This is a genomic window from Paenibacillus sp. MT86 (assembly GCF_058792535.1).
Window position 1 is genome coordinate 3,822,180 of sequence record NZ_CM179499.1, and the last position, 22,159, is coordinate 3,844,338.

A 22,159-nucleotide genomic window follows, 5' to 3' on the forward strand; every position below is an offset into this window, starting at 1 on the left:
TTCAATAAGCTGAAGCTTTCTTTTGCGATAGTAAAAGGCGGCCCCCCCTGATACCGGGAGGACACGCCGCATATCTTATGGCACCACCGAGAAGCGGATATCGTCAAACAGCATATAATCGAATCCGCTGACATAGAAGCCCACTTTGCCTGAAGGCTGATGATTCGGGTCCGTAGCGGCAAGTCTTGGCTCGTTGTTCACGTAAACCGCGACGTCCCCATTCTTCACGACGACCTTGACCGCATATTCCGTGTCCGGCAATAAGTCGCGAGTCGGCAAAGGGGTCTCGGCGATCTTCTGCCATGCCGAATCGTAGAGGATCCAGGACGAGGTTCCATCCGCCCGGGATCGATAGCCGATCCGGGTCGAACCGCTGCCCGCCTGACGGTCGAAAATATAAAAGGTTCCTTCCTCCGGCATCGACGACGGGGTCTTTAGCTTGAATTCGAGTACATACGATTCAAAGACGCGGTCCAGCAGACCCGTGGCACCGTTCAAAATTTTGTATCGGCGATTGCCGCCGAGATCCGCCTCGATGCTGCGGTTCGGGTCTACCGGCCAGCCGTTGCCGCCCGATTCGAAGTCGGTTTCGTGCATGAGGCCCGAAACGGTCACCGCGATATCCGCCTTGATAAGCGGATTGACGACGGACACGGCGGTAATGATGGTCTGTCCTTCATATACGGCATGGACGACGCCCGTATCGCTTACCTCCGCCACGGATGGATCGGCGGATTGCCAAGTCATGCCGGTATCCGGGGTATTCACGGGATCGAACGTTACCTGCATCTGATGCTGCTCGCCGGCGGCAAGCCGTATTTCGCGCTCGGACGGTATGATGCCGGCCAGCTCCGTGCTCAGCGCCTTGAACCGGATGTCGTCAAACAGCATATGGCTGACGTTGTTGACATAGAATCCGACCTTGCCTGCCGCATTATGGCCCGGATCGGCAGCCTTGAGACGGAATTGGCGGTCCACGTATACGCTGACATCGCCGCCTTTGACCAGCACCTTGATCTCGTATTCCGTGTTTGGCTGCAGGTCGTGGCCGGGAGCTTCTCTTCGCGCAGCACGGTCCAGGCTGCGTTATACAGCAGCCAGGAGGAGGATCCATCCGGACGTGTTTTGTAACCGACGCGGGTCGAGCCGCTGCCCGCCTGGCGATCGAACACGTACAGCGTTGCGTTTTCACCGATCGACTCGGGCGTCTTCAGCTTGAAGCTCAGCTCATATTCGGCGAAGGATTTCTCGCTGAGTGCGGTAGCCCCGTTCAGTATCTTATACCAGCGGTTGTCGCCTTCTTTGACGATGCTGCGGTTCGCATCCTGCGGCCAGCCGTTCGCCCCCGACTCGAAATTGGTGAAATCCATGACGCCGTCTCCGGCTTCGACCGTGACGCCCACCGCCGCCGTGAGCTGCGGATTCTCCGCCGACGCCACGGTGACGACCGTTTGGCCCACCGCCTGGCCCGTGACGATGCCGTTAGTATCGACCGTGGCGACACCGGGATCGGCCGACGTGAAGACCAGCTTCGGATTATCCGCGTTCCATGGGAGGACCGCCGTGCGCAGCTTCATCGTTTTCCAACGATCTACCGTGATTTGGTTGTCATAGACCACCACGTTTTGCACCGGATAGCTGTCCGGACTGCTCGTGGTACCTGCTCTCCCGTTAATGCCGATCTCGTGAAACGGAATATCCGGGAAGCCGGGGATGGCCTGGAATACTTGCGCATCCGGACGCAGCGACAGATCGCCTCCTGCCAGATTGACGAAACCAGGATCCTCGTTAGTAACCCAGTTATCCGCATATTGGACCAGATTGAATTTGTCGTACGCACCTTCCGCGTTGGTTGTCGAGCTTCGCGGAACTGTCGGATTGTATACGACGTTGCCGTGGAACGTGTTCGTGTCCGGATAATAGCGGTTTTCCGTGAAAAAGTTCGCCAGCTCCGGATATTTGGCCAGATACGGCGTCCCGACGAAGTCGTTGTTGGCCTCGAACAGCGCCTCCCACTTCGGCATGTAATTCAGCGGAACCTGATCGTCCGGCTCGTCGCCGAGAAACAAATCCGCGTAGTCGTACGGAATCTTGCTGTCCACGAATATATTGTTGCGGGTCAGAATATGCGCGCCGCCGTTGTTTTTGATCGCCGAGTTGCCCATTTTATAAAAGATGTTCTCGTCGATCTTCAATCCCATCGTGAAGTTATCGGGATATACCCCTTCCACGCCGGGCTTGGCTTCGCCGATGTTATGGAAGTAATTGCGGCGGATGACGGTGCCCCGCTGCTGCGGCGTTTCGCCCGCGTTCATGTAAATGGCGCCGAGATCCGAGAAGGTTTTGCAAACGTCATAAATGTCGTTGTACTCTACAAGATGATCATTGCCGAAGATCAGCACACCGGGATGAGGAGCATCATGCAGCTCGTTGTGCGACATGCGGTTGCCCACTCCGGACAAGAGGACGCCCGGATTGTAAGCCTTATGATAATAGGCAAAATCATGAATGTGCGAGTTCTCCACGGCGTTGTTGCCCGGCGCGAGCGTTGTCTTGTCGCCTCCGGTGAGCGTGACGGCGGTTCCCCCGATATGGTGGATGTGGGTGTACTCGATCTTGTGGTCTGTTCCGGGAACCCCCGTAAAGTCGTTATAATGGAACCGGCTCTGGGTGTTGACCAACACGCCGCTGTTGGTGAAGTTGCGAATTTCGCTATGGAGGACGCGCATATGGCTTCCGCCCATGAAGACGACCGCCGAATCGCGCCCGTTCTCCAGGATCAGCTCAGAGAAATCGATATGGGATGCTTCCAATGCATTGATCATCGGCGTCTTCAGCATCGTCACTTCAATGGAAGGATTCGCGGTCATAAATTCGGCATTCGGCAGAAAATAGAGCTTTCCGGCCTTGCGGTCGATGTAATACTCGCCGGGCATGTCGATCTCCTCCAGCAGGTTTTGCGCGAAATGGAAATCCGGGTACCAATTTTTGAAAATGCCGCTCATTTCCCCGTACCGGAGCGTGATGCTCTTGGCATCGGTGTCGATGGAAGCGATTTTGTTGTAGGACCATTCCCAGCTGTAGCCGAAAATGCCATCCAGCCAGATGTCGTCCGCCTGTGTCCAGTATTGCGGTCTGTCATACGTATACGTAAAGGTCCCGCCTCTTGTATGGACCTCCCCGTTCGGATCTTTCCGCGTCGGTCCGGGATCGAGGATTTCGTCCATTTGGACGGTTCCCTCGTTCGGCCAGCGTGCCAGCGTCATCCCTTGCCCGCCCACGTACAACTCCATCGGCGGCACCTTGCTCAAATCGTTGGCCAAGAAATAACCGTGCCGGCTCATCTCGCCGTAATCGGTAATACCGAGGGCGGCCAGATCGGCGACCAGCACTTCGTTTCTTGCTTCTTCGCTAATAATGCGGTTCAGCACGGCAGGATCGGCTACCGGAACGAATGCGGATTTCTCCAGCTGCTTAGAACCGGACAAGATAACCGTTTCGCCCGGATAGGCCGTATAGGTTACCGGCTTGCCCGCTTCCCCCGAATCCTGCAAACCCAGCTCAAAGCTGGCTGCGCGCTCGTACCGGCCTTCCCAAAGATAGACCGTGACGCCGCCCCGAGGCAGCCCTTTCTTCGCTTTCAACGCCCGAATGGCGTCACGCGCTTTTTCCAACGTTCGAAACGGTTTGTTGATCGTCCCTTTGTTCGAGTCATTTCCGTCCAAGGCTACGTAAAAAGCCGTCCCGTGCGGATTTCCATAAGCCGACGCCGTCTCGGCGGCCGGCAGAAATGGATACAGCGCAAACAACAGGCTTGCCGCCAGTGCCGCAAGCACAAGCTTCTTCATAAATCGCTCCCCTTCCTCCATCGTGGAATCCGGTCAGCTCTGTCTGCGCCGTGCGCAGTGTCGTCAAAGCCCACCCGGGCAGCAGGTTTCTCCCGTTTCGTCTCCATCCGTCTATAAGCTTACTGGCCGATTATTTCAAGCCCTTATCTTTCAGGAATTGCTCGAACTGACGCGTCACCTCCTCCACGTATTTATCCTCGCCCGCCTCCTTCAGCTTGCCGTAAAGAACGGGCCAGGTCTCCTCGAAATCGAGCGTGCCGGTCACGAGTCCCCGTTTGTACTCGCCCCATACGGCATTCAGGTTCGCGATTTCCGTGCTGACCGGCTCGGAATTGAACTTGAAGGCGCCGACCGGATTGATTTCAGAGCTTTCGTTGATTTTTTTCGTTTCCTCCCATATGTTCTCCGGTTGGCCTTCCTTCAGGTAGGAATTGAAGACGCTGCCGAAGACCCAATCCATGTTCGGACGATACCTGGAATCCGGCATCGCTTTGATATACTCTCCGCTCAGCTTCTCATAATGCACTCCCTCTAAGCCGTTGATCATCAGGTTATAGAGCTCCTTATCGGTGTTGATCAGATTGAGCAGCATCATGGCCCGTTCCGGATTCGGCGAAGTGCGGCTGATCGACTGGTTGGTCGTTGCCGAATAACCGTTGGAGAACCAATCGCTGAGCGGGATGATGATGACATCGTTTCCGCCGTTCTTCGGCTTGACCTCTGCCTCGACCCCAGGCTTCAACGTGACGTCGAACTCGACCGCGATCTGGCCCTTGGATTGGTAGTCGGTCATTTTTTCCGTGGCCGCGTCCTTGTGGATGTACCCGGCTTTATACCATTTGCTGGCCAGGCGGAAATTGTCCAGCTCCTCCTCCGGATAGCGATGGAGCGTATAGGAAGGGTCATCGGTCTTGATGTAGAAATGATCGTCAAGCCCCGGAACGACCCAATATTGATCGTCATGCGCCTGCGGGTTGACAAACGAGCCGCCGAACAGGCCGATCGGAATGATGCCCGGCTCGTTCTGCTTGATTTGCTCAAGGAACGGCTCGATATCCGCTATCGTTTTGATCGTGGATGGATCCAAGCCGTATTTGTCGGCAAACCGCTTCTGCACGATAAAGCCGTATCTCGACCCGTTGATTTGCTGATTCGGGATGCCGTAAATTTCCCCGTCCACCGAGAGGCCATCCCACATTACCTGAGGGACGTCCGTCTTCAGCTGCGGCGCGTACTCATCCAGGAGCCCGTTCAGCGGTTGAATAGCCCCTTTCCGTACAAGCTCTTCCGGTTTCAGCATGTAACCGGTCCAGAGAATGTCGAACTTCTCGCCTGCCGCCAGTACGGTATTCATCTTCTGCACGTAATCCCCGATTGCGACCGGCATCAGCTTGACGGTGGCGTTCAGCTTCTCCTTCACGATTTTGTTGATCTCCTCTTCGACCTTCTTCTGGTCCGGCTGCAGCTGCAGCAGCGGATAATACCAAGTCAGCTCTGCGGGCTCAAGCCCGCTAGCGCCGCTCGCCTCCGGTGTCGATCCTTGCGTGCCGGTCGTTCCGCTGCCCGTATCGCTCTTCCCGCCGCTGCCTCCGCAGCCGGCAAGCGCGGACATGGCGATCATGATGACCGCGAGCAATCCGAATAATCTTTTTTTCATGACATGACCTCCTGAATGTTTATTGGTTGATGTATGTTAACCCTTAAGGGAGCCAACCGTAAGCCCTTTCACGAAGAACCGTTGGAAGAACGGGAAGATGATCAGCATCGGCCCGCCGGCCAGCACCGCGATCGCCATTCTTGCCGAGTTGTTCGGGAAGCTGGATAAATCGATGCCCAGCTGCTGCGAGAATTCCGAATTGGAGGTTATGAACTCGATGCTGCCCAGCGTTCGCACAAGCAGCAGCTGCAGCGGCACCTTGTCGGGATCGTCGATATACAGCATGGCGTTGAACCATTCGTTCCAGTACGTGAACGAGATAAGCAAACCCAGCGTGGCCAAGGCCGGCGTGGAGAGCGGCAATATGATCCGGAAAAAGATGCGCAGCTCCCTTGCCCCGTCGATTTTGGCGGATTCCACGATTTCAAGCGGAATTTTGGACATGAATCCCTTCATGACCATGATGTTGAAGGGCGAGAGCAGAACCGGCAGGATTAGGGCAAGCAAGCTGTCCTTTAAATGCAGGTATTGGGTGATGAGAATATAGGAAGGGACGAGCCCGCCGCTGAACAGCATCGTGAAAAACACGTAAAACGTCGTTACCCTGTTGTAGCGGTAATCCGGTCTCGAGATGACGTATGCGGTCATCGCGGTGAGCAAAAGCCCTGCCAATGCTCCAATGACGGTCACCGTGATCGTGACCCCGTATGCCCGCAGCAAAATGTCGGGTGCGTCGAGAAGATAGCGATAAGCCTCCAAGCTGAACGTTTCTGGAAAAAACTGATAGCCCTTGTCGGTAAGCGACGCTTCGTCCGTCAGCGAGACCGCGACAACGAGCAGAAACGGCAGGACGATGGCCAGCGATAGCAGGATGAACAGCAGATGGATCAACATTTTGGATAGTTCGAACTTCTTCGGCATCGGATATCCTCCTTCTTACCACAGGGAATGCTCTGGATTGATTTTGCGCACGATTCCGTTCGCCGCCAGCACGAGCACGAAACCGACAAGCGACTGATAGAAGCCCGTGGCGGCCGACATGCTGACATTACCGATCTCTCGGAGTGCGCGGTATACGTACGTATCGATAATATCCGTGGATCCGTACAGGAAGCCGGAGTTGTTCGGAATGAAATAATGCAGTCCGAAGTCGCCGCGGAACATGTTGCCGATGGACAAAATCAGCAGAATGATGACCAGCGGAGCCAGCAGCGGGACCGTAATTCTCATGGCCATCTGCCATTTCGTCGCACCATCGATCCGGGCTGCCTCGTAATACTCGCTGTTAATGCCGATAATGCCCGCAAAATAAATAAGCGTGTTGAAGCCGACTGCCTTCCATAAATGAACAAGAATGAGAATGGCCGGCCATGCCTCGGCCGTCTGGTACCAACTGATCGGATCCATGCCGAACATTTGCAAGGTGCGGTTAATGAAACCGTCGGAATGGTTCAGGAAGGCATATGCCACGTATCCGACCAGCACCCAGGATAGAAAGTGGGGCAGAAACAGCGCGGTCTGATAAAATTTGCTCCATTTCGCCCTGAGCTCGTTCATCAGAATGGCCAACAACAGCGCAGCGGCCGTGGTAACTGCAATGTAAGCGGCATTATACAGCACCGTATTGCGCGTGATCCGCCAAGCCGTATCGGTCGAGAACAAATAACGGAAGTTTTCCAGACCTACCCATTCGCTGCCGAATATGCCGAGATCGTAGCGATAATGCTTGAAGGCGATGATCAATCCCACCAATGGAATATAGGCAAAAATCAGCTTGTACAGAATCCCCGGCAGGGATAAGAGAAACAGCTCGCGGTTGTTTCGAAAGTGGCGAAGCTCCCTGCGAAGCGCCGATTTTTTTGGGCGAGTGCCGGCTGGTTCTGAATCCGGGTCGGGCCCGGTTCCCGATCGGTTCGCCGGTTCCGCGCCCATAGAGCCCGATCGTGTAATCTTCTTCAACATAGCGAAAGCCCCTTCCTTTCCTTGTGCACTTCTTGCCTGCGTTCCAGGCTTTGCACGTTTAACGATAGCTCAAACGCGGTACTTTCCGTTACTGTACAATTTCAGGATTGCTGTACAGGCGGACTGTAGGGATTTCGGAATGCTGTACAGCCGGCTGTATAGATCCAAGATTGTTGCACTTGCAAAATTTCAGGGCCTCTGCCGACACTAAGGGGCTACCATTCTCCCATCATCGATGCGATGCCCAAGGTGCAGGAGCAGTGGAGACAGTACTTTTCAGTTAAGCGTTGATCCAACTGGTCGACGGGGGCTCTCAGATTGTATCGAATCTGCCGGTTCGCCCGCATTCGAATGGATATCATTGTCGGAGCACGGCATGGCAAAAACCCGCAAACGGCAACACTCGCCTGCGGGTCTGATGGAACCTGTGCGATTTAAGTACTGCGCTCGATGGCGCACTTCAGGCGGTACTCTTTCGGGGTCGTTCCATACCGGCGCTTGAACAGCCGATAGAAATAGCTTTCATTGCCGAAGCCTACCTTCTCCATGATTTCGGCCACGGTCAATTGCTGCTGCTCCAGATACTGCTGGGCATGGGCAAGCCGAGTCGCGTTGATCTGGTCGACTACCGTCGCACCTTCCTGCGCCTTGAACACTTGCCCCAAATAGACGGAACTCATCTTCAGCATATCGGCGATCTTCTGTACGTTGAGGTCCGGATCGGCATAATGCTTATCGATCATTTCCTTGACGGTATCCGCAAGCAGCCGGTTTTTATCCTCGCGCCCGCTCCTGCGCTGCTCGAACACTTCCCGCACGACGTCCAGGAGCACGCACTCAATCTCGTCCAGCGTCTCTTTTTCGAGAATGCGGCGGTTAATTGCCTGCAGATTGACCGACACCGGGTTCAAGTTGTTATTATTCATTTCACCAAGCGTATGGCTCAGCGTCATGGTCAAATGCAGCAGCGCCGAAAACATGCCGTCAAAGCTAAACTCGGCAAGATGCTCCCTCCAGCTCCGAATCGCTTGCTCCGTCTCGTCCGGATTGCCGCCCTTTAAGCCCTCCGTCAGCCGGCGTTCCAGTTCCTTCGGAATGGTAAGCGATTCGTTTCGCTCGTTCCTTCGGATCATCTCCGGCCGGATCACGGCGCCCTTACCGAATATCATGCGATAGTTGGAATGCCGCAGCGCCAGATTGTAATGTTTCGTAAGCTGGCGATAATCCTCGAAGGTATCGCTTAGCGTTACGGTGAACGTAATCCGATAGAAGCGGAGAATGGTTTGCTGAAGTTCACGGAAGCGTTCGTGCAAGGACTCGAGGTGACCGGAATCGCCCCCGACAACAAAAACGAGATGGCCGCTCTTCATATCCGCCGCTTCGCAGGAGCCGCCATGGCGCAGCAGTTCCTGGCCGATATTCGCGATGGCGAAGGAATAAAGCTCTTCCGCCCGGGGAACCGGCTGCAGGACCTGGCTTTGCAGGTCGTCGAGCTGCACAAGCGCAAGTCGAAGCGGCGAAGGATGCACGATATCGATCCCGTACTGCTCCTTCATCCGCATAAACGCTGCTTCGTCCATGCTGTCGCTTGTGCCGATCAGGCTCCGCAGATGATATAACTTGGCGATATTCCATTGCGTGGCCCGCTCCTGTTCCAATCCTCTGAGCTTGCCGATCATTTCCGTTACGTTCTCCGTGATCAGGGACAGCTCATCCTTTGCTTTGGCGTCTCCACGTCCATCGTAGGGCACCAGCGTAAGCAGGCGTCCTACCGGTTTGTATAGCCGGAGCGAAATCAGTACGGACAGCAGCAAAGCCAGCACGGCCACGGACAAAGTCACGGCCATCTCCGTCCACCGCATCTGGCGGACGCTGCCCAGCACGTCGTCATAGTCTTGAAGGCTGATGATCTGCCAGTCGTTTAAACCTTTGCTTAAATAGGTGACCTTATATTTCTTATCGCCTTGTTGATGGATGAAGGAGTCCGGTGCATGGTTTGCCGAGCCCATCCGTCCGAGTAAATCTCTCTTGATGTCCAGCCCGGGCGGTAGCTTGCGGTCGCCCGCCATCAGTACTTGACCATTGCCGTCCGTAACGAACAGGACGTCGTTTTCCCGTTCGGCGACCCGATTAAGCGCTTTCACATTGTCCAGCATCCACCCCGGCTTCACGGTCAAGATCAGCGCGTTCCGATTGACGGAACCGAGGCTCGGCCCATCATATATGAAAAATGCGAACACGTCGATGCCTTCGTTCTCCCCGTCGAGATCGAGCGGAATGAGCTGCAGCTTCGGCAGGTCCGCACGAGCGTCCATGTAATCTTCCAATGCGCCGTAAAGGACGCGCGTATCCATATCATGGCTCAGCGACGAGAAAAAACGGCCCTGTTTGCCGTTATAAAAAACGGCGGCGTGCAAGTACGGGGAAGCAGCAACCGTGCGGTTCAAACGTTCGATCTTCAGGATGCTCTGCTTATAATCCGCCCCGGATTTCAGTGCGATGAGCTCTTCGTCGTTATACAGCGATACCGCCAAATCCTTCACGATCCCGTTCATGTTCTCGATGTTGTAGTTGATTTGGGTGAGCAGCTTGACGTCGGCCTCATGCTAGAGGCTCAACACTTTGTCACGGGCGGCGGCGTTCAGAAAGAGGGAGGCTATGGCGAGCATGGCGACGACGAGCATAAAGCTCAGGATAATCCGCTGCAAATATTTGCGAGAGCGGAGGGTTTGCAGCAAGTTCATGGGACCACTCTCCTGCAAGTTTAGGTGGCTTTACTATAAGCCGCCGGGATTTTCATTGTCAATCTGCATTTTCGAAATATTACCCTGTACGGGATACGCACTGACCGTATCTCTGGGTATTGTCGTATGATCAGGTCTGCTCAGGTGACCCGCCCCTCGCCATCCCTCTTCTGCCGAAGCATTTGCCGATAAGCACCTGGCGTCATGCCAACCTTGGCGGTAAACAGGCGCGTCATGTAGTTCGAATCGCGGATTCCCACGCGTTCCGCGATCTCGGAAATGCCAAGCACCGTGCCGCCAAGCAGTTTCTTGGCCTCCTCCAGGCGCAGGTGCAGCACGTACTGCAGCGGCGTTTTGCCGATATGCCTCTTCATGCATCTTGCGACATAACTCGCTTGGAAGTGGAGCTTTTCCTCCAGCGCGGCCCGTTCAAACGGCTCCTTCCAATGTTCGTTCAAATAGGCTGCGGCGGCCTGGGCCAGCCGGACGGAAGGCTCCGGCTCGGATGTCCGGACGCAGCCAGCCTGCAGCACGGCAAACAGCTCGGTCAGCAAAAGGTGGAGCTGGAGCGCATTTTCCCCGTTCAGTCTGTTGTGGGTATCGTTCAATCCGCGCAGCATCGGCTCCAAGGTTTGCACCTCGAAGGGCGCAAACTTCGGCAAGTACATGCGCTGCTGCGGAGAAGGCTCAACGTCTTCTACCGTGCCTTTGGACAGCAGGTTCGACCAGGGAATATCTTCCCGACGGATGCGCGCGGCCGGATGACCATGAATGAAATGCACCCAATAAATCTCCGTATGCTCCGAGCAGGCTCGGTGTCCGACATGCGGCAGTCCCGCTTCCAGCACCAGCAGCTTTCCCGCGCCGACCTCATACTCCGTCTGTTCTTCCGTCATATAGAGCGTTCCTTTCGTGACCAGAAGCAGGTCATAAACGCCGAAGGTGCGGGCGAAATGCCTGTCTCCCGGCTTCCATACGGCATGTCCGGCCGTAACGAATTGCGGCAGCGGCGGTATGGCGAATTCTAAGCACAGCACAGCCATCCCCTCCTTTTCGCAAGTTCATTTTGTGCTAATCAAAGTCTATATTATCACTGGTTGCCCGCATGAAAAAGAGGTACATTTGATCACGAGAAACCGCTCTCATATAGCGACTAAGGAGGCTGTTTACGCATGCGTTTTCGTCAGGTTCATCTCGACTTCCATACATCCGAGGCCATTCCCGGCATCGGTAGCCGGTTTTCAATACCCCAGTTTCAGAACATGCTGCGCGCTGGGCATGTCGATTCCATCACCGTGTTTTCTAAATGCCATCACGGCTGGGCTTACCATCCGAGCGAAGCCAATGAAACGCACCCGCATCTCTCATTCGATCTGCTGGGCGAAATGATCTCGGCTGCCCATGAAATCGGCGTCAAGACGCCGGTGTACTTATCCGCGGGGCTGGACGAAAAGCTGGCGCGGCGCCATCCCGAATGGCTGATCCGCGACGCGAAAGACCGTACGCGCTGGGCAGAAGATTTCATGACGCCAGGTTACCATGAATTTTGCTTCAACACGCCTTACCTGGACATCTTGCTGGCGCAAATCCGCGAGGTAGTTTCCAGGTATGATGCGGACGGCATTTTCCTTGACATCGTCGGAATCCGTCAATGCCGGTGCCAGCATTGCGTGGCCGCGCTGCGATCAGCGGGTCATGACCCTCGCGATGAAGCTGCCGTTGCCGCGTTAGGCGAATCCACCTACCTGAACTATGCCCGCCGCGTAAGAGAAACGATCGATGAGATTAAACCCGGTCTGCCGGTATTCCATAACAGCGGCCATCAACGTCGCGGCCGCCGCGACCTTGCTCAAGTCAACAGCCATTTGGAACTCGAATCGCTTCCTACCGGAGGCTGGGGTTACGATCACTTTCCGCTGTCCGCACGCTATGCACAGACGCTAGGCATGGACTATCTCGGCATGACGGGCAAATTCCATACCTCCTGGGGCGAATTCGGCGGTTACAAGCATCCGAACGCACTGCGCTTCGAAACGGCGCTCAGTCTCGCCCATGGCGCCAAGTGCTCGATCGGTGACCAGCTTCATCCTTCGGGTCTTATGGATGAAGCAACCTACGCCTTGATCGGCACAGCCTATGCGGAGGTGGAAGCGAAAGAGCCTTGGTGCAGCGCAACCTCTTCCGTGGCGGACATCGCCGTCCTGTCCCTGGAGGCTGCTTGGGAGGCTTGCCCGGAAGCACGGAAGTCGAATGACCGGAACAACCTGGCGGATGCCGGTGCGGTACGTATCCTGACCGAAGGGCATTACCTTTACGACATCGTGGATGCAAGTGCTGATTTTAGCCTCTACAACGTGCTGATTCTGCCGGACGAGGTACCGATATGGCCCGAATTGGAAGAGGACATCCGTGCATTCACCGCGGGCGGAGGAAAAGTTCTAGCCTCGGGTCGTTCGGGTTTGAATGCAGCAGGCGACGCGTTTGCGCTGGATCTCGGATTGAACTGGCAGGGCCAGAGCCCATACCGTCCGTCTTATTTCCGCCCGGACTTTGTTCCAGGACCTCTCATGCCTGCATCGTACGTAATGTACGGTGAAGGTCAGCTGGTTGAATTGAACGGCGGCCGAACGCTTGGCAGCCGGGAGAACCCGTACTTCAACCGCGATGTGTTCACGTTCTGCTCACATCAGCACACGCCAAGCGACGGAGAAGACGGCGGCCCGGGCATGATCGAGAGCACAAACGGCATCTACATCGCTTGGAATGTGTTCGGCGACTATGCGGACAACGGCCATCTCATTCTGAAGGAGATGGTATTGCATGCGATCGACCGGCTCCTGCCAAAGCCTACTCTACGCTGCGATTTGCCGGCACGGGGCATCGCAACGCTGCAGTATCAGCAGGAAGAAAACCGCTATATCAATCACCTTCTCTATGCTTCTCCTGTCCTGAAGGGGCGCATTGAAGTCATCGAGGACATCGTACCGCTGCGGGATGTTTCCGTCCGCTTGCGCCTCCCTGCGGCGCCTTCGATCCGGCGGGTCTATCTGGCCCCCTCGATGGAAGAGCTTCCTTATACCATTGGGAGTCAGGGGGAGATCAACTATACGGTTCCCAATCTGGATAATCATCAAATGGTTGTGCTGGAACTGGCGTAAACAACATGCTTGCCTTCATGATGAGGGAACAGTTCTTCCATATGATACAAGCAGCCGCAGTCTGGAGACTGCGGCTGTTCGCATCATATCGGTTCATTTGCAGGTCTTTCATGTTGCCTGCTCACCTTTCTTTCGTCATGTGGCGAACGAATGTCAGCTGCTAAGCCGTTCTGAAGCTGGGTGCATTTGCTTAGTAATCGGATTATACATATTCTAGCAGAACGGAATTGCGATGAGAACCAGGTACGTAACAAGGAAAGAAGATAGCGCGAATGGCGTTTACGTTCCTCGATTTATTCTATGACAGCGGAAAGCACGCCTTCCTTTATCAAGGTCCATCGATCCCGCGGATTGGCGATAAAGGACGATGCAATCGCTACAACCATATCTTTATCCGGAATGCAGCAGATGATATTGCCTCCATCGCCTACGGCCGAATATGTATAAATTCCGTCCTCATCCCTCAGCCACCACAAATAACCGTATTGGTTAGCGTTCATCGCCGTTGATTGGTCTATCCAATCTCCCGGTATAATCGGTTGTCCGTCCCATAGGCCGCGGTTCAGGTACAGAAAACCGAAACGCGCCATATCGCGCGGGCTTAACGTAAGGCCCCATCCACCCGTGGTGTTGCCGCCGGGGTCTTTGACCCATCCCCTGACGTCTTTACCGAATAAATGATCAAATCCGAATGATCCCATGTCATGATCCGGGATTTCGGTCATGCCAATCGGTTTAAACAAGTGTTCGTTCGCAAAGGCGCGTGCGCTTTTTCCGGTGGTGCGGGTGATAATGGCTGACAGCAGGTGCACTCCTGCGGTGGAATATTTGAACGCTCCCAGGGTTCCGCCTTCCCCCAGCATATCAAGCGTATATGCTGCCCAATCAGGCTGCATGCACATTTTGTCCAATGGCTCGCGCCAGTCCTCAAAGGGATACGGAGCCGTCATCGTAAGAAGATGGCGAAGCGTAATGTCTTGTATTTGCCGATCAGCGGACTTGTGTTCATATTCGGGGAAGAAATCCAGCACCTTTTGATCCGAATTGTCAATATAACCGGCACCGATGGCAATGCCTATGAGGGCGGATAAAACGCTCTTGGTGACCGATGCCACATGGTGGGTATCCTCCGGGCCGCAACCATGATCGTATTTTTCATATGCGATATATCCGTTTCTCACCACGACCATACCCTTGATGTTGCCGTATTCGGATGGGATCAAAGCATCAAGGTCCGAAAGCTTGCCGGCATCCAAACTCAAGGCTTCAGGGGCAGCGGCTTGCCATGCCTTCGTTGGCCAATACTCTCTCTTCATTAGAGATACCTCGCATTTTTTATTTGAGCATTTTGCATAATTCCGTTTTTGTGTAACAGACAGCAGAAATCAATAGCCCCAGACTACTAAGTGACTCGATTCTAAAAATGGGCAGACCAGCAGAATTTCATCAGTTTCAATTTTTAAGCTGCCGTTTGTTGTTTTCTAGAAACAATGGAAAGAGCGGATACAAGCAGCACGATGGCATTCAAATACTGGTGAGTCGTTACTTTCTGGATGCCCCAGACATGCATGCCATCAGCCGAAAGATAGGTTTTCATTCTGGAGTTGCATCGTTCCACACTTGTACGCTTGTTGTAAAGCTCCTTCCAGCGTTTTGTATCTCGATGAGGGCTGCAGTATCGCCGAAGATCGTCCTTCGCATCCACCTTGACGACCATACCATAGTTGGAAGTCGAGCAAGCCGCCATGCCTAATGGGCAGTCGACTTTGCCCGTGGCATGAGGACAACGGAACTTCAAGTAATCGCCGTCAGCACCCCAGTAAGTCATGGCGAACCCCATCGAGCAACATGGCGTTCCGGTTGCTGTCATCCCGGCAGGAGGTTCTTTCTCTCCTCGGGGGTTCAGAGGGATGATGGCTTGCGCTTTCACGTTTCGAGCGGCTTCGTAAACTTTCATTTGATCGTAGCCCGCATCGAGCATAAAGAATTTCGCGCTCGTTTTGGCAGCTACCTTCGCAATCAGACCAGGTGCCATTTCTCCGTCATTGACATGTGCGGGCGTGACTTCTAGTGCTAGCGGAAGTTCGCTTTTCGTGTCAACAGCTAGGTGGAGTTTGTATCCGAACCAAGTGACTTTGTGGCCGAATGAATCGAACTTTGCGCCCCAGTTGGCATCGCCGGTCTGCTCACTTTTGCGCTTGGGTTGCTTCTTCTCATAAGCATGGATGGCGGCGCTGTCGATCGCAATGTGGCTGCCGTCGATGATGCCCTCTTGCTGACAGAGGTTGACCAGATTCTCGAATAGCTGCTGTGCCAATTTTTTCTTTGTCAGTTCGGCGAAGACCCGGCTTAGCGTAGAAATAGACGGTGCTTTGCGATCTAATGAAAGTCCACACTGATAGCGAAATCGAAGATCTGTTTCCAATCGATGATGCAAGCCAGTAAACGTTTGAATATGCTCAAGCGGCGCAGCCAAAAGTGCACGAAGAATTCCTTCTCTACAGTGCCCGTCAGCGCCACGGGGTGAACGACTTCTCAATTGCTTGGCATAAGGGCGAAGATCCAAGACGCTAAAAAAAATGGGCAATCGATCTTTTGATTGCATTTTTAACAGATCCTCAAAGGAAAATAGACTTTCTTGGAGAATATACAAGTGACTTCACTTCCTCTCGGAGTTTTTGGGTTTGGTCACTTGAAAACTTCTCCAAATTGGGGTGAAGTCCCTTTTTTATGTTTGAAAATCCTTGTGTATCAAGGGCTCAGATTAATGCAAAATGCTCATTTGTTTTTTCGACACGGGAAAATAGACCTCCGTAACCAAGTGCTCGGCAGCCGTGGCTTGATTCGGATCGGTTACATAGATTTCATACGGGGATTGGCGCAATGCGTATCCCTCTTCTTCTATCCATTCCCTGAGCCTGGCATATACCGATGTCAAATCCGAATAGGAACCCTTCCAAACAGACTTGGCACATCGTCCTCCCTCCAGGTCCCTCGTTCCAATAACCCTCTCCTTGACCGGGAGGGCAAACTCGGTGTCATTGCCTGCGGGATTGTATTCGGAGCTGTGATAAATCGTCATGGGCGTACCAACCAATGTAAGCTTCTCCTTGGCAATCTGTTCATATAACCCGCTAAAATACCTGCCATAACCCAGAGCATAATCCTCCCTGCTCATCATCCGGCGAATGAAAAGAAGATGCATTGGCGCCCGATCCACAAGCTGCACTTCAATTCGATTCAGGTACGACATCACGTCGATGCCCTTTTCCAGACTCAGGATATCCTGGTCCATTCGGTTCAGGGCATGATGATACATATCTAATTTGTGCTGGACTTCCCGACGCTTGCGGTGAAGGGCCGTGTAAAGCTTCTCATCCGAGTGACCCGGTTCCCCCGCTAAGATTTCTTTGATTTCGTCCAGTGAAAAATGGTAAGACTTCAACCGGTTAATATAGAGCATTCTCTTTAGCTGACCGATGGAATAATACCTATACCCGTTTTCCGGATTGATCTGATCCGGATGAATTAATCCGATTTCATCGTAATACCGAAGCGTCTTCGTCGATACTTCGCATAGTTTGGAGAATTCCCCGATCGGCAGCAAGGATCCACCTCTTTCCGTATATAGACTCTTGGTTCAAGATCACTTTACACCTTGTCCTTAGGGCAAAGTCCACTGCTAATTTGTAAAATGGAATCCCTGATCTTCCTCGCCTCCGTACTACACCTGAGGAAGATCTTCCGGCAGTTCCCCGGTGTTCAGCCACTTCCCCGTTACGCGGTTGAATAATGCCGAATCGGCAAGCGGTATGCCGTGCCCGATACCGGGAAACACGATCCCCTCCGCAAGGTTGGATAGCTGCACGAGGTCCCTGGCTGATTTTTTAACGCTGGCTCTTTCCTTCTCCCCGACCGTGACCAATACCTTCGTCGAAGATTCTTTGATGCTTGGAGAGATTGCATAGGACATGTTTTCCTTGAGCACCGAAACCAGCAGCTCCGAGGGCATATGCAGGGATTCCGAATAATACTGTTCAAAATCATCCCGATTCACGTACAGCGTGCTTGCCTGCCATCTGGAGAACCATCGGTATTTGGTCAGCGGAAAGGTCATTCGTACAGAAGGTTCGATCAGCTTCAGCGCAGCCGGCATCGGCCTAAGCAAAGCGCTGTTTACGATTGCGTAATCGATGAGTTGAGGTCGTTGGCACATCATTTCCACGAGAATCTGCGCCCCCAAGGAAAAACCGAATACAATAATTTCCCTTCCGTCCGCCTTATTAGAGATGACCTCATTGATCTGGGCTGCAGTGCGTTTTATAGAAAAGGGCCCGTTGGCGGAGCTGCCGCCGTGTCCGGGTAAATCGGGAACCAGGCAGTAATCGTCTTTAAAAAAGGGAAGCTGCTTGTTCCACATCCAGCCGCTTACCCCGCCCCCATGCAAAAATACGATCATCCTTGACGCATGAATGTTTCCGCTCTCCTTCATGAATAAGTTCATTGTATCATCCCCAATATATAACATTTACTATTAATACAATTATAGTATATTAATCCGAAGATTTAACAGACTTTTTAGAATTTTATTATACTTTTAAAAGATTTTTGGTATAAATTATGCATTGCACGGCTTGCCAATACAATTCCCTGGACCAAAGTCGAGTCTGGTTTCCTGCCGCGGATCCAGTTCAAACTCCTTCTTGGGACTGTTCTTCCTCCTCCCTGCATGGTCTACCATTAAGTGGAAATCCAATGCATATGTGATAAGGAGAGGAACACATGAAGCCGAAGAGACAAAGCAAGTCAAGAACCATTCGTGTATTGGCAGCCTCCGTGCTGTCCGCCAGTCTGCTGGCTTTCCCCGTCGATATTCATGCGGCAGCGGCCAAATCCGCAGAAGTCGCAGTCGAATCCCGGCATGCGGGGGCACCGGTACTAAGCTCCAACGAAGTCAAGGCTTTCGCTGACGCTTATTTTGCCGATCCCCAGGTTTCGGACATGCTGGCAGGCGCACTAGTAGTGGTCGTACAAGACGACAAGGTGCTGTTGAATACGGGCTACGGTTACGCCGATCTTGAATCCAAGAAGAAGATTGATCCGGATCGTACATTGTTCCGCATGGCATCGATATCGAAATCGGTTACCGCAACGGCGGTCATGCAGCTGGTCGAGAACGGGAAAATCGACCTGAAGCAAAACATAACCGAATACATGCCGGATGTGAAGATCCCTAACCATACCGGCGCCCCCGTCACCGTTGAGCATTTGCTGACGCATACGACGGGCTTCGATTTTACGGACAGCTACTCGGTTCCTCCTCACATCATTCAGAAGGGCGAGATTCCGCTCGCCGATTTTATCCGGGTGAATGCTCCGGCTGTGGTTCGTACGCCTGGTGAAGTTTACCGGTATGACAATCTGGCATCCTCCATGCAGGGATATATTGTCCAGAGCGTATCCGGAGAGCCGTTTGAGAACTATATCAAAAAGCAAATATTCGACCCGCTGAACATGAAGCATGCCGCATTTCGAATGAATGACGATATCATCGCGAATCTTGCCACGGGGTACAATGTCGATCAACAACCGATAAAGCCTTACGAGAACGTGCCTACCATCGCACCTGAAGGCGGCATGTTCGCCAGCGGTACCGATATGGCCAATTTCATTACTGCCCATCTGAACGAGGGCCGATTCGGATCGGCTCGCATCCTGAAGGAGGAAACGACGCGATTGATGCACAAGACGCATTATGATGCCGCTGGCATTCCGTTGACGTCTTACGGCTTCGAGTCGTTCATGCACAACAGCCATAACGGCCAAACGGTGATTGGCAAAGGCGGCGATTTGGAGGGCTACCATTCCTGGCTTTGGCTGCTTCCCGACCAGAATGTCGGTGGTCTGATCGTTGTTAACAGCGACAAGAGCGCTTCGATCCGCAGCGAATTTTTCGTCGCGTTCATGGATCATTTCTATCCGAAAAAGCAGGGCTCAGAGAATTCATTCCCACTCCATCAGGAGCAGCTGCAGAAATTCGAGGGCCTATACAGAAGCCTGAGGACTCCGATTATCGCCACCCAGGTGACTGCCGGACAAGGCGAGCTGCTGGTTAACGATGCCATGGGCGAGCATAAACTCAAACCGGTCGGACCGCTGCGGTTTGTGGATGAGAACGGTGTACCCGCCGCGTTTAAGGAAGATGATAACGGTGATGTTGCGTACATGTATTACACGGCCATCGACAGTATGTCCGAGAAGCTCCCGAATCCTGCTCCTTACAACGACGTCCCTGAAGAAAATCCTTATGCCAAGGACATTTACTTCGCTCAGTCTCTCCAGGCTTTCGGGGATAAAGGACAATCCAGCTTCCGGCCGGATGAACCGATTACCCGGGCCGAGTTTGTCAGCGTCATCAGCAGGCTGGCCGGCATGAAGCCTAGCGAAAGCGTAAGCATATTCAAAGATATGCAAGGGCACCCGCTTGCTGGTTATGTGCAGAATGCTGCGGATATGGGCGCCGTGATCGGCAAGACGAACCAGAATTTCGAACCCGATCAGCCGATCACGCGCCAAGAGGCTGCAGTTATCATATGGCGGACTGCACATCATGCGCTTGGCGCGAAGGCCGTCCCGTCCAAACTCCGTACGAAACCGGCCGCGTGGGCGGATGAAGCGGTGCAGTTTATGGTCGGAACCGGCATACATGGTCCCGAAGTGACCAAGGATGCAAACGGTGCGGCCGATTACCGGCCAACGGACAATCTTCTGCGGAAGGAAGCGGCGGCCATCTACGCGAAACTGATTCAGCAGGCTTTTGGTTTTTAATTTGGTCCGCTGCTTACTAGTGGAAGCTTGGCACTCATAGCTTAATATGAATAAGAACAGCTGACGGTTTCGAATCGTCAGCTGTTCTAGTACGAATCATAATCAGGTGATGGTGATTAGCCCCCCGTTCCTATCTAGAAAAATGCATATAATCCTTCTTCAAAGTACTTGTACTCCGACTCGCTAATCCTTCCTCTCCCATATCCTTCAAAGAAAACGTCGATTTCCGATTCGGTTTCAATCGCGTTCGGTTTAGGGCGTATCGCCAAAGACACATCATACCTTGGATCACCAAGCGCTCCACCGCTCCAATCTATGATGCCCGTAATGTTTCCGTCGCGAACCAAAACATTATCAATCGTGAAATCACCATGTATTAAGGTGTTTGTTAAGCGCCCACGATTGATTGTTTTCTTTATCTTCCACGAACCTGTAAACCGAAGGGACCAGCAACGATGTCTTTTGCAGAGAATGCAGAACGCGGATTTCTTGTGCCAGCCACGAGCTGTACTGCTCTCCCTTCGTTCGCTTTAGAATAAATCGCTCCTGCTCGTTTTCCAGTATTCCTACATCCGATGTATGACCCTGTCTTGGAAATTCCAGCTTGGATACCGTACCTACTTCATCTATAATCGACTCGGGTATTTCATGCAATTGAATCGGAAGCATATCATTTCACCTCACCTACAAATTGGAAGCAAATAATCTTCCTCATTATACACACTGCATTCGCCTTCAATCGATAAATTTTCACCTTGGCTTTTGCACCTTGTTGACTTCATGCACAACAAAAAAGACATCCCCGTTAGGATGTCTTCTCGTCTCTTTTATTCACAGAATTATTCCAGCTTGAAGTTTCCGGAGCCCGTGCGAACCTTCAACAGCACGTCGCCGCTGCCAAGCGTTCCCTTCAGTCTTCCTTTGTCTTCGTCCTTCACCTCGTAACGCATTCCATCCAACCGAATATTTCCCTCACCGGAACTTCCCTGGTAATCGACTTCCAACGAAGTAGGTTCTTGAGCCAGATCAATGCTCACGTTGCCGCTGCCGGTTCGCAGATCGGCATCATGGACCAATCGTTCCGCATCCACGCGGATATTGCCGGATCCCGTCTTGCCTTGCAAAGCCGCTTCTCCATCACTCAGCTCAACGTTGCCGCTGCCGTTTTGAAAGCTCAGCTGTTCGGCACGATAGCCGTCTGCCGAGATTTCACCGGACCCCGATTGTAGCGCCACCGATTCTGCTTCAATCTCCTCAACTTCGATATTGCCGCTGCCGGTATGCATAGCCAGCTCCCCGGCATTCACCTGCTGGACATTGACATTGCCGCTGCCTGCCTTGACGGTAACCTCGTCTCCCAGTATGCTCTCTATTTCGATATTACCGCTCCCGCTTTCGATCTTGGCCGTTTCCCAGTTCTTTTCCGGTAACTCCACTGTTAACTGTAGATCCATAATGCTTATACCCAGATTAATGCCATGATCTTCTTCGACGCCAACCGTCATCGAATCGCCGTTCGGCTCAACCTTCAATTTTACTTGGTCCGCATATTTCGAACTTACCTTTCCATTCAGCCGGGCTGTGATTTGATTCGTTGCTCCTGGGACGACATATATGTCGATGCTTCCGGTATTCACCGTCAAATCCCGGTAGATATCCGCATCAAGCGTTTGCTCTTCATTTATCTTCTTGGTGTCAAAGGAAAAGCCGAATTGAATATCCGAAAAAATGTTCCTTGGGTTCATCGTAAAGATCAACAGCAGCACACCGACTGCCACGATCAAATATCCTGTTCTCTTCTTCATAACGTGTTCCTCATTCCTTCCGTATCATCCCTTTATGAGTTCTCTGGTTTGTTTTTCCAATATCTGAAGTCCTGTTCAGTATACCATCCCTTCGGGAAATGAGCATTGGCCCCGCGAATGAGATTGGAACCCCGACTTAAGTCTAGTAATGCTGAGA

General features: G+C 53.0%; 17 protein-coding genes. 2 read left to right on the forward strand and 15 right to left on the reverse strand.

Annotated features, from left to right (window positions below):
• Nucleotides 1-75: 75 nt before the first annotated feature.
• From AC3RCL_RS16880 to AC3RCL_RS16915, 8 genes are all read right to left on the reverse strand, one after another.
• Nucleotides 76-891 (reverse strand): Ig-like domain-containing protein, encoded by an 816-nt coding sequence (locus AC3RCL_RS16880; protein ID WP_492536393.1) that lies wholly within the window; start codon nt 889-891, stop codon nt 76-78.
• The gene (locus AC3RCL_RS16885; RefSeq protein WP_492530865.1) at nt 858-3,848 is read right to left on the reverse strand and encodes a right-handed parallel beta-helix repeat-containing protein; all 2,991 of its coding nucleotides are present in this window, start codon (nt 3,846-3,848) and stop codon (nt 858-860) included. The genes AC3RCL_RS16880 and AC3RCL_RS16885 overlap by 34 nt, the downstream gene beginning before the upstream one ends.
• A 130-nt stretch (nt 3,849-3,978) precedes the next feature.
• Nucleotides 3,979-5,505, reverse strand: coding sequence for an ABC transporter substrate-binding protein (locus tag AC3RCL_RS16890; RefSeq protein WP_192572080.1), 1,527 nt, complete (start codon nt 5,503-5,505; stop codon nt 3,979-3,981).
• 36 nt (nt 5,506-5,541) lie between these two features.
• The gene (locus AC3RCL_RS16895) at nt 5,542-6,426 is read right to left on the reverse strand and encodes a carbohydrate ABC transporter permease (RefSeq protein WP_090913611.1); all 885 of its coding nucleotides are present in this window, start codon (nt 6,424-6,426) and stop codon (nt 5,542-5,544) included.
• A 15-nt stretch (nt 6,427-6,441) separates the two neighbouring features.
• The gene (locus tag AC3RCL_RS16900; RefSeq protein WP_492530867.1) at nt 6,442-7,467 is read right to left on the reverse strand and encodes an ABC transporter permease; all 1,026 of its coding nucleotides are present in this window, start codon (nt 7,465-7,467) and stop codon (nt 6,442-6,444) included.
• Nucleotides 7,468-7,901: 434 nt separating this feature from the next.
• Nucleotides 7,902-10,022 (reverse strand): helix-turn-helix transcriptional regulator, encoded by a 2,121-nt coding sequence (locus AC3RCL_RS16905; protein ID WP_492530869.1) that lies wholly within the window; start codon nt 10,020-10,022, stop codon nt 7,902-7,904.
• A 51-nt stretch (nt 10,023-10,073) separates the two neighbouring features.
• Nucleotides 10,074-10,211, reverse strand: a complete 138-nt coding sequence (locus AC3RCL_RS16910; protein WP_492530871.1) for a hypothetical protein — start codon at nt 10,209-10,211, stop codon at nt 10,074-10,076.
• 140 nt (nt 10,212-10,351) lie between these two features.
• Nucleotides 10,352-11,248 carry a helix-turn-helix domain-containing protein gene (locus AC3RCL_RS16915; RefSeq protein WP_492530873.1) on the reverse strand — a complete coding sequence of 299 codons (897 nt, stop codon included), beginning with the start codon at nt 11,246-11,248 and terminating at the stop codon, nt 10,352-10,354.
• Between the two features lie 135 nt (nt 11,249-11,383).
• Between AC3RCL_RS16915 and AC3RCL_RS16920 the strand changes: the two genes are divergently transcribed.
• Nucleotides 11,384-13,369, forward strand: coding sequence for a beta-galactosidase (locus AC3RCL_RS16920; RefSeq protein ID WP_492530874.1), 1,986 nt, complete (start codon nt 11,384-11,386; stop codon nt 13,367-13,369).
• 293 nt (nt 13,370-13,662) lie between these two features.
• Here the strand turns inward: AC3RCL_RS16920 and AC3RCL_RS16925 are convergent, their stop codons facing one another.
• The 4 genes from AC3RCL_RS16925 to AC3RCL_RS16940 form a co-directional block, all read right to left on the reverse strand.
• The gene (locus tag AC3RCL_RS16925; RefSeq protein WP_492530876.1) at nt 13,663-14,685 is read right to left on the reverse strand and encodes a serine hydrolase domain-containing protein; all 1,023 of its coding nucleotides are present in this window, start codon (nt 14,683-14,685) and stop codon (nt 13,663-13,665) included.
• A gap of 143 nt (nt 14,686-14,828) precedes the next feature.
• Nucleotides 14,829-16,022: a transposase gene (locus AC3RCL_RS16930; RefSeq protein WP_487717185.1), complete on the reverse strand. Its 1,194-nt coding sequence runs from the start codon at nt 16,020-16,022 to the stop codon at nt 14,829-14,831.
• A gap of 111 nt (nt 16,023-16,133) precedes the next feature.
• Nucleotides 16,134-16,976, reverse strand: a complete 843-nt coding sequence (locus AC3RCL_RS16935) for a MerR family transcriptional regulator (RefSeq protein WP_492530879.1) — start codon at nt 16,974-16,976, stop codon at nt 16,134-16,136.
• 117 nt (nt 16,977-17,093) lie between these two features.
• Complete coding sequence (locus AC3RCL_RS16940; protein WP_492530881.1) at nt 17,094-17,873, reverse strand: alpha/beta fold hydrolase; 780 nt, start codon at nt 17,871-17,873, stop codon at nt 17,094-17,096.
• 278 nt (nt 17,874-18,151) lie between these two features.
• Here AC3RCL_RS16940 and AC3RCL_RS16945 point away from each other — a divergent pair, with 278 nt between their 5' ends.
• On the forward strand, nt 18,152-20,197 hold the full coding sequence (locus AC3RCL_RS16945) for a serine hydrolase domain-containing protein (protein ID WP_492530883.1): 2,046 nt from the start codon (nt 18,152-18,154) through the stop codon (nt 20,195-20,197).
• A gap of 134 nt (nt 20,198-20,331) precedes the next feature.
• On the opposite strand, the gene AC3RCL_RS16950 is transcribed toward AC3RCL_RS16945, so the two are convergent.
• The 3 genes from AC3RCL_RS16950 to AC3RCL_RS16960 all read right to left on the reverse strand — a co-directional run bounded on the left by AC3RCL_RS16950 (nt 20,332) and on the right by AC3RCL_RS16960 (nt 22,002).
• Nucleotides 20,332-20,544 (reverse strand): phosphotransferase family protein, encoded by a 213-nt coding sequence (locus tag AC3RCL_RS16950; RefSeq protein ID WP_347177543.1) that lies wholly within the window; start codon nt 20,542-20,544, stop codon nt 20,332-20,334.
• A 19-nt stretch (nt 20,545-20,563) separates the two neighbouring features.
• Nucleotides 20,564-20,866 carry a hypothetical protein gene (locus AC3RCL_RS16955; protein WP_492530885.1) on the reverse strand — a complete coding sequence of 101 codons (303 nt, stop codon included), beginning with the start codon at nt 20,864-20,866 and terminating at the stop codon, nt 20,564-20,566.
• Nucleotides 20,867-21,036: 170 nt separating this feature from the next.
• Entirely contained in the window at nt 21,037-22,002 is a 966-nt protein-coding gene (locus AC3RCL_RS16960; protein WP_492530887.1) for a DUF4097 family beta strand repeat-containing protein, read from the reverse strand.
• Between the last annotated feature and the right edge of the window lie 157 nt (nt 22,003-22,159).

Excerpts from the sequence above, each read along its gene's own strand:
- AC3RCL_RS16880 (WP_492536393.1), bottom strand. The coding sequence starts at position 891 with ATGCTGTTTGACGACATCCGGTTCAAGGCGCTGAGCACGGAGCTGGCC.
- AC3RCL_RS16885 (WP_492530865.1), bottom strand. The coding sequence starts at position 3,848 with ATGAAGAAGCTTGTGCTTGCGGCACTGGCGGCAAGCCTGTTGTTTGCG.
- AC3RCL_RS16890 (WP_192572080.1), bottom strand. The coding sequence starts at position 5,505 with ATGAAAAAAAGATTATTCGGATTGCTCGCGGTCATCATGATCGCCATG.
- AC3RCL_RS16895 (WP_090913611.1), bottom strand. The coding sequence starts at position 6,426 with ATGCCGAAGAAGTTCGAACTATCCAAAATGTTGATCCATCTGCTGTTC.
- AC3RCL_RS16900 (WP_492530867.1), bottom strand. The coding sequence starts at position 7,467 with ATGTTGAAGAAGATTACACGATCGGGCTCTATGGGCGCGGAACCGGCG.
- AC3RCL_RS16905 (WP_492530869.1), bottom strand. The coding sequence starts at position 10,022 with ATGAACGGGATCGTGAAGGATTTGGCGGTATCGCTGTATAACGACGAA.
- AC3RCL_RS16910 (WP_492530871.1), bottom strand. The coding sequence starts at position 10,211 with ATGAACTTGCTGCAAACCCTCCGCTCTCGCAAATATTTGCAGCGGATT.
- AC3RCL_RS16920 (WP_492530874.1), top strand. The coding sequence starts at position 11,384 with ATGCGTTTTCGTCAGGTTCATCTCGACTTCCATACATCCGAGGCCATT.
- AC3RCL_RS16925 (WP_492530876.1), bottom strand. The coding sequence starts at position 14,685 with ATGAAGAGAGAGTATTGGCCAACGAAGGCATGGCAAGCCGCTGCCCCT.
- AC3RCL_RS16940 (WP_492530881.1), bottom strand. The coding sequence starts at position 17,873 with ATGAACTTATTCATGAAGGAGAGCGGAAACATTCATGCGTCAAGGATG.
- AC3RCL_RS16945 (WP_492530883.1), top strand. The coding sequence starts at position 18,152 with ATGAAGCCGAAGAGACAAAGCAAGTCAAGAACCATTCGTGTATTGGCA.
- AC3RCL_RS16955 (WP_492530885.1), bottom strand. The coding sequence starts at position 20,866 with ATGCTTCCGATTCAATTGCATGAAATACCCGAGTCGATTATAGATGAA.
- AC3RCL_RS16960 (WP_492530887.1), bottom strand. The coding sequence starts at position 22,002 with ATGAAGAAGAGAACAGGATATTTGATCGTGGCAGTCGGTGTGCTGCTG.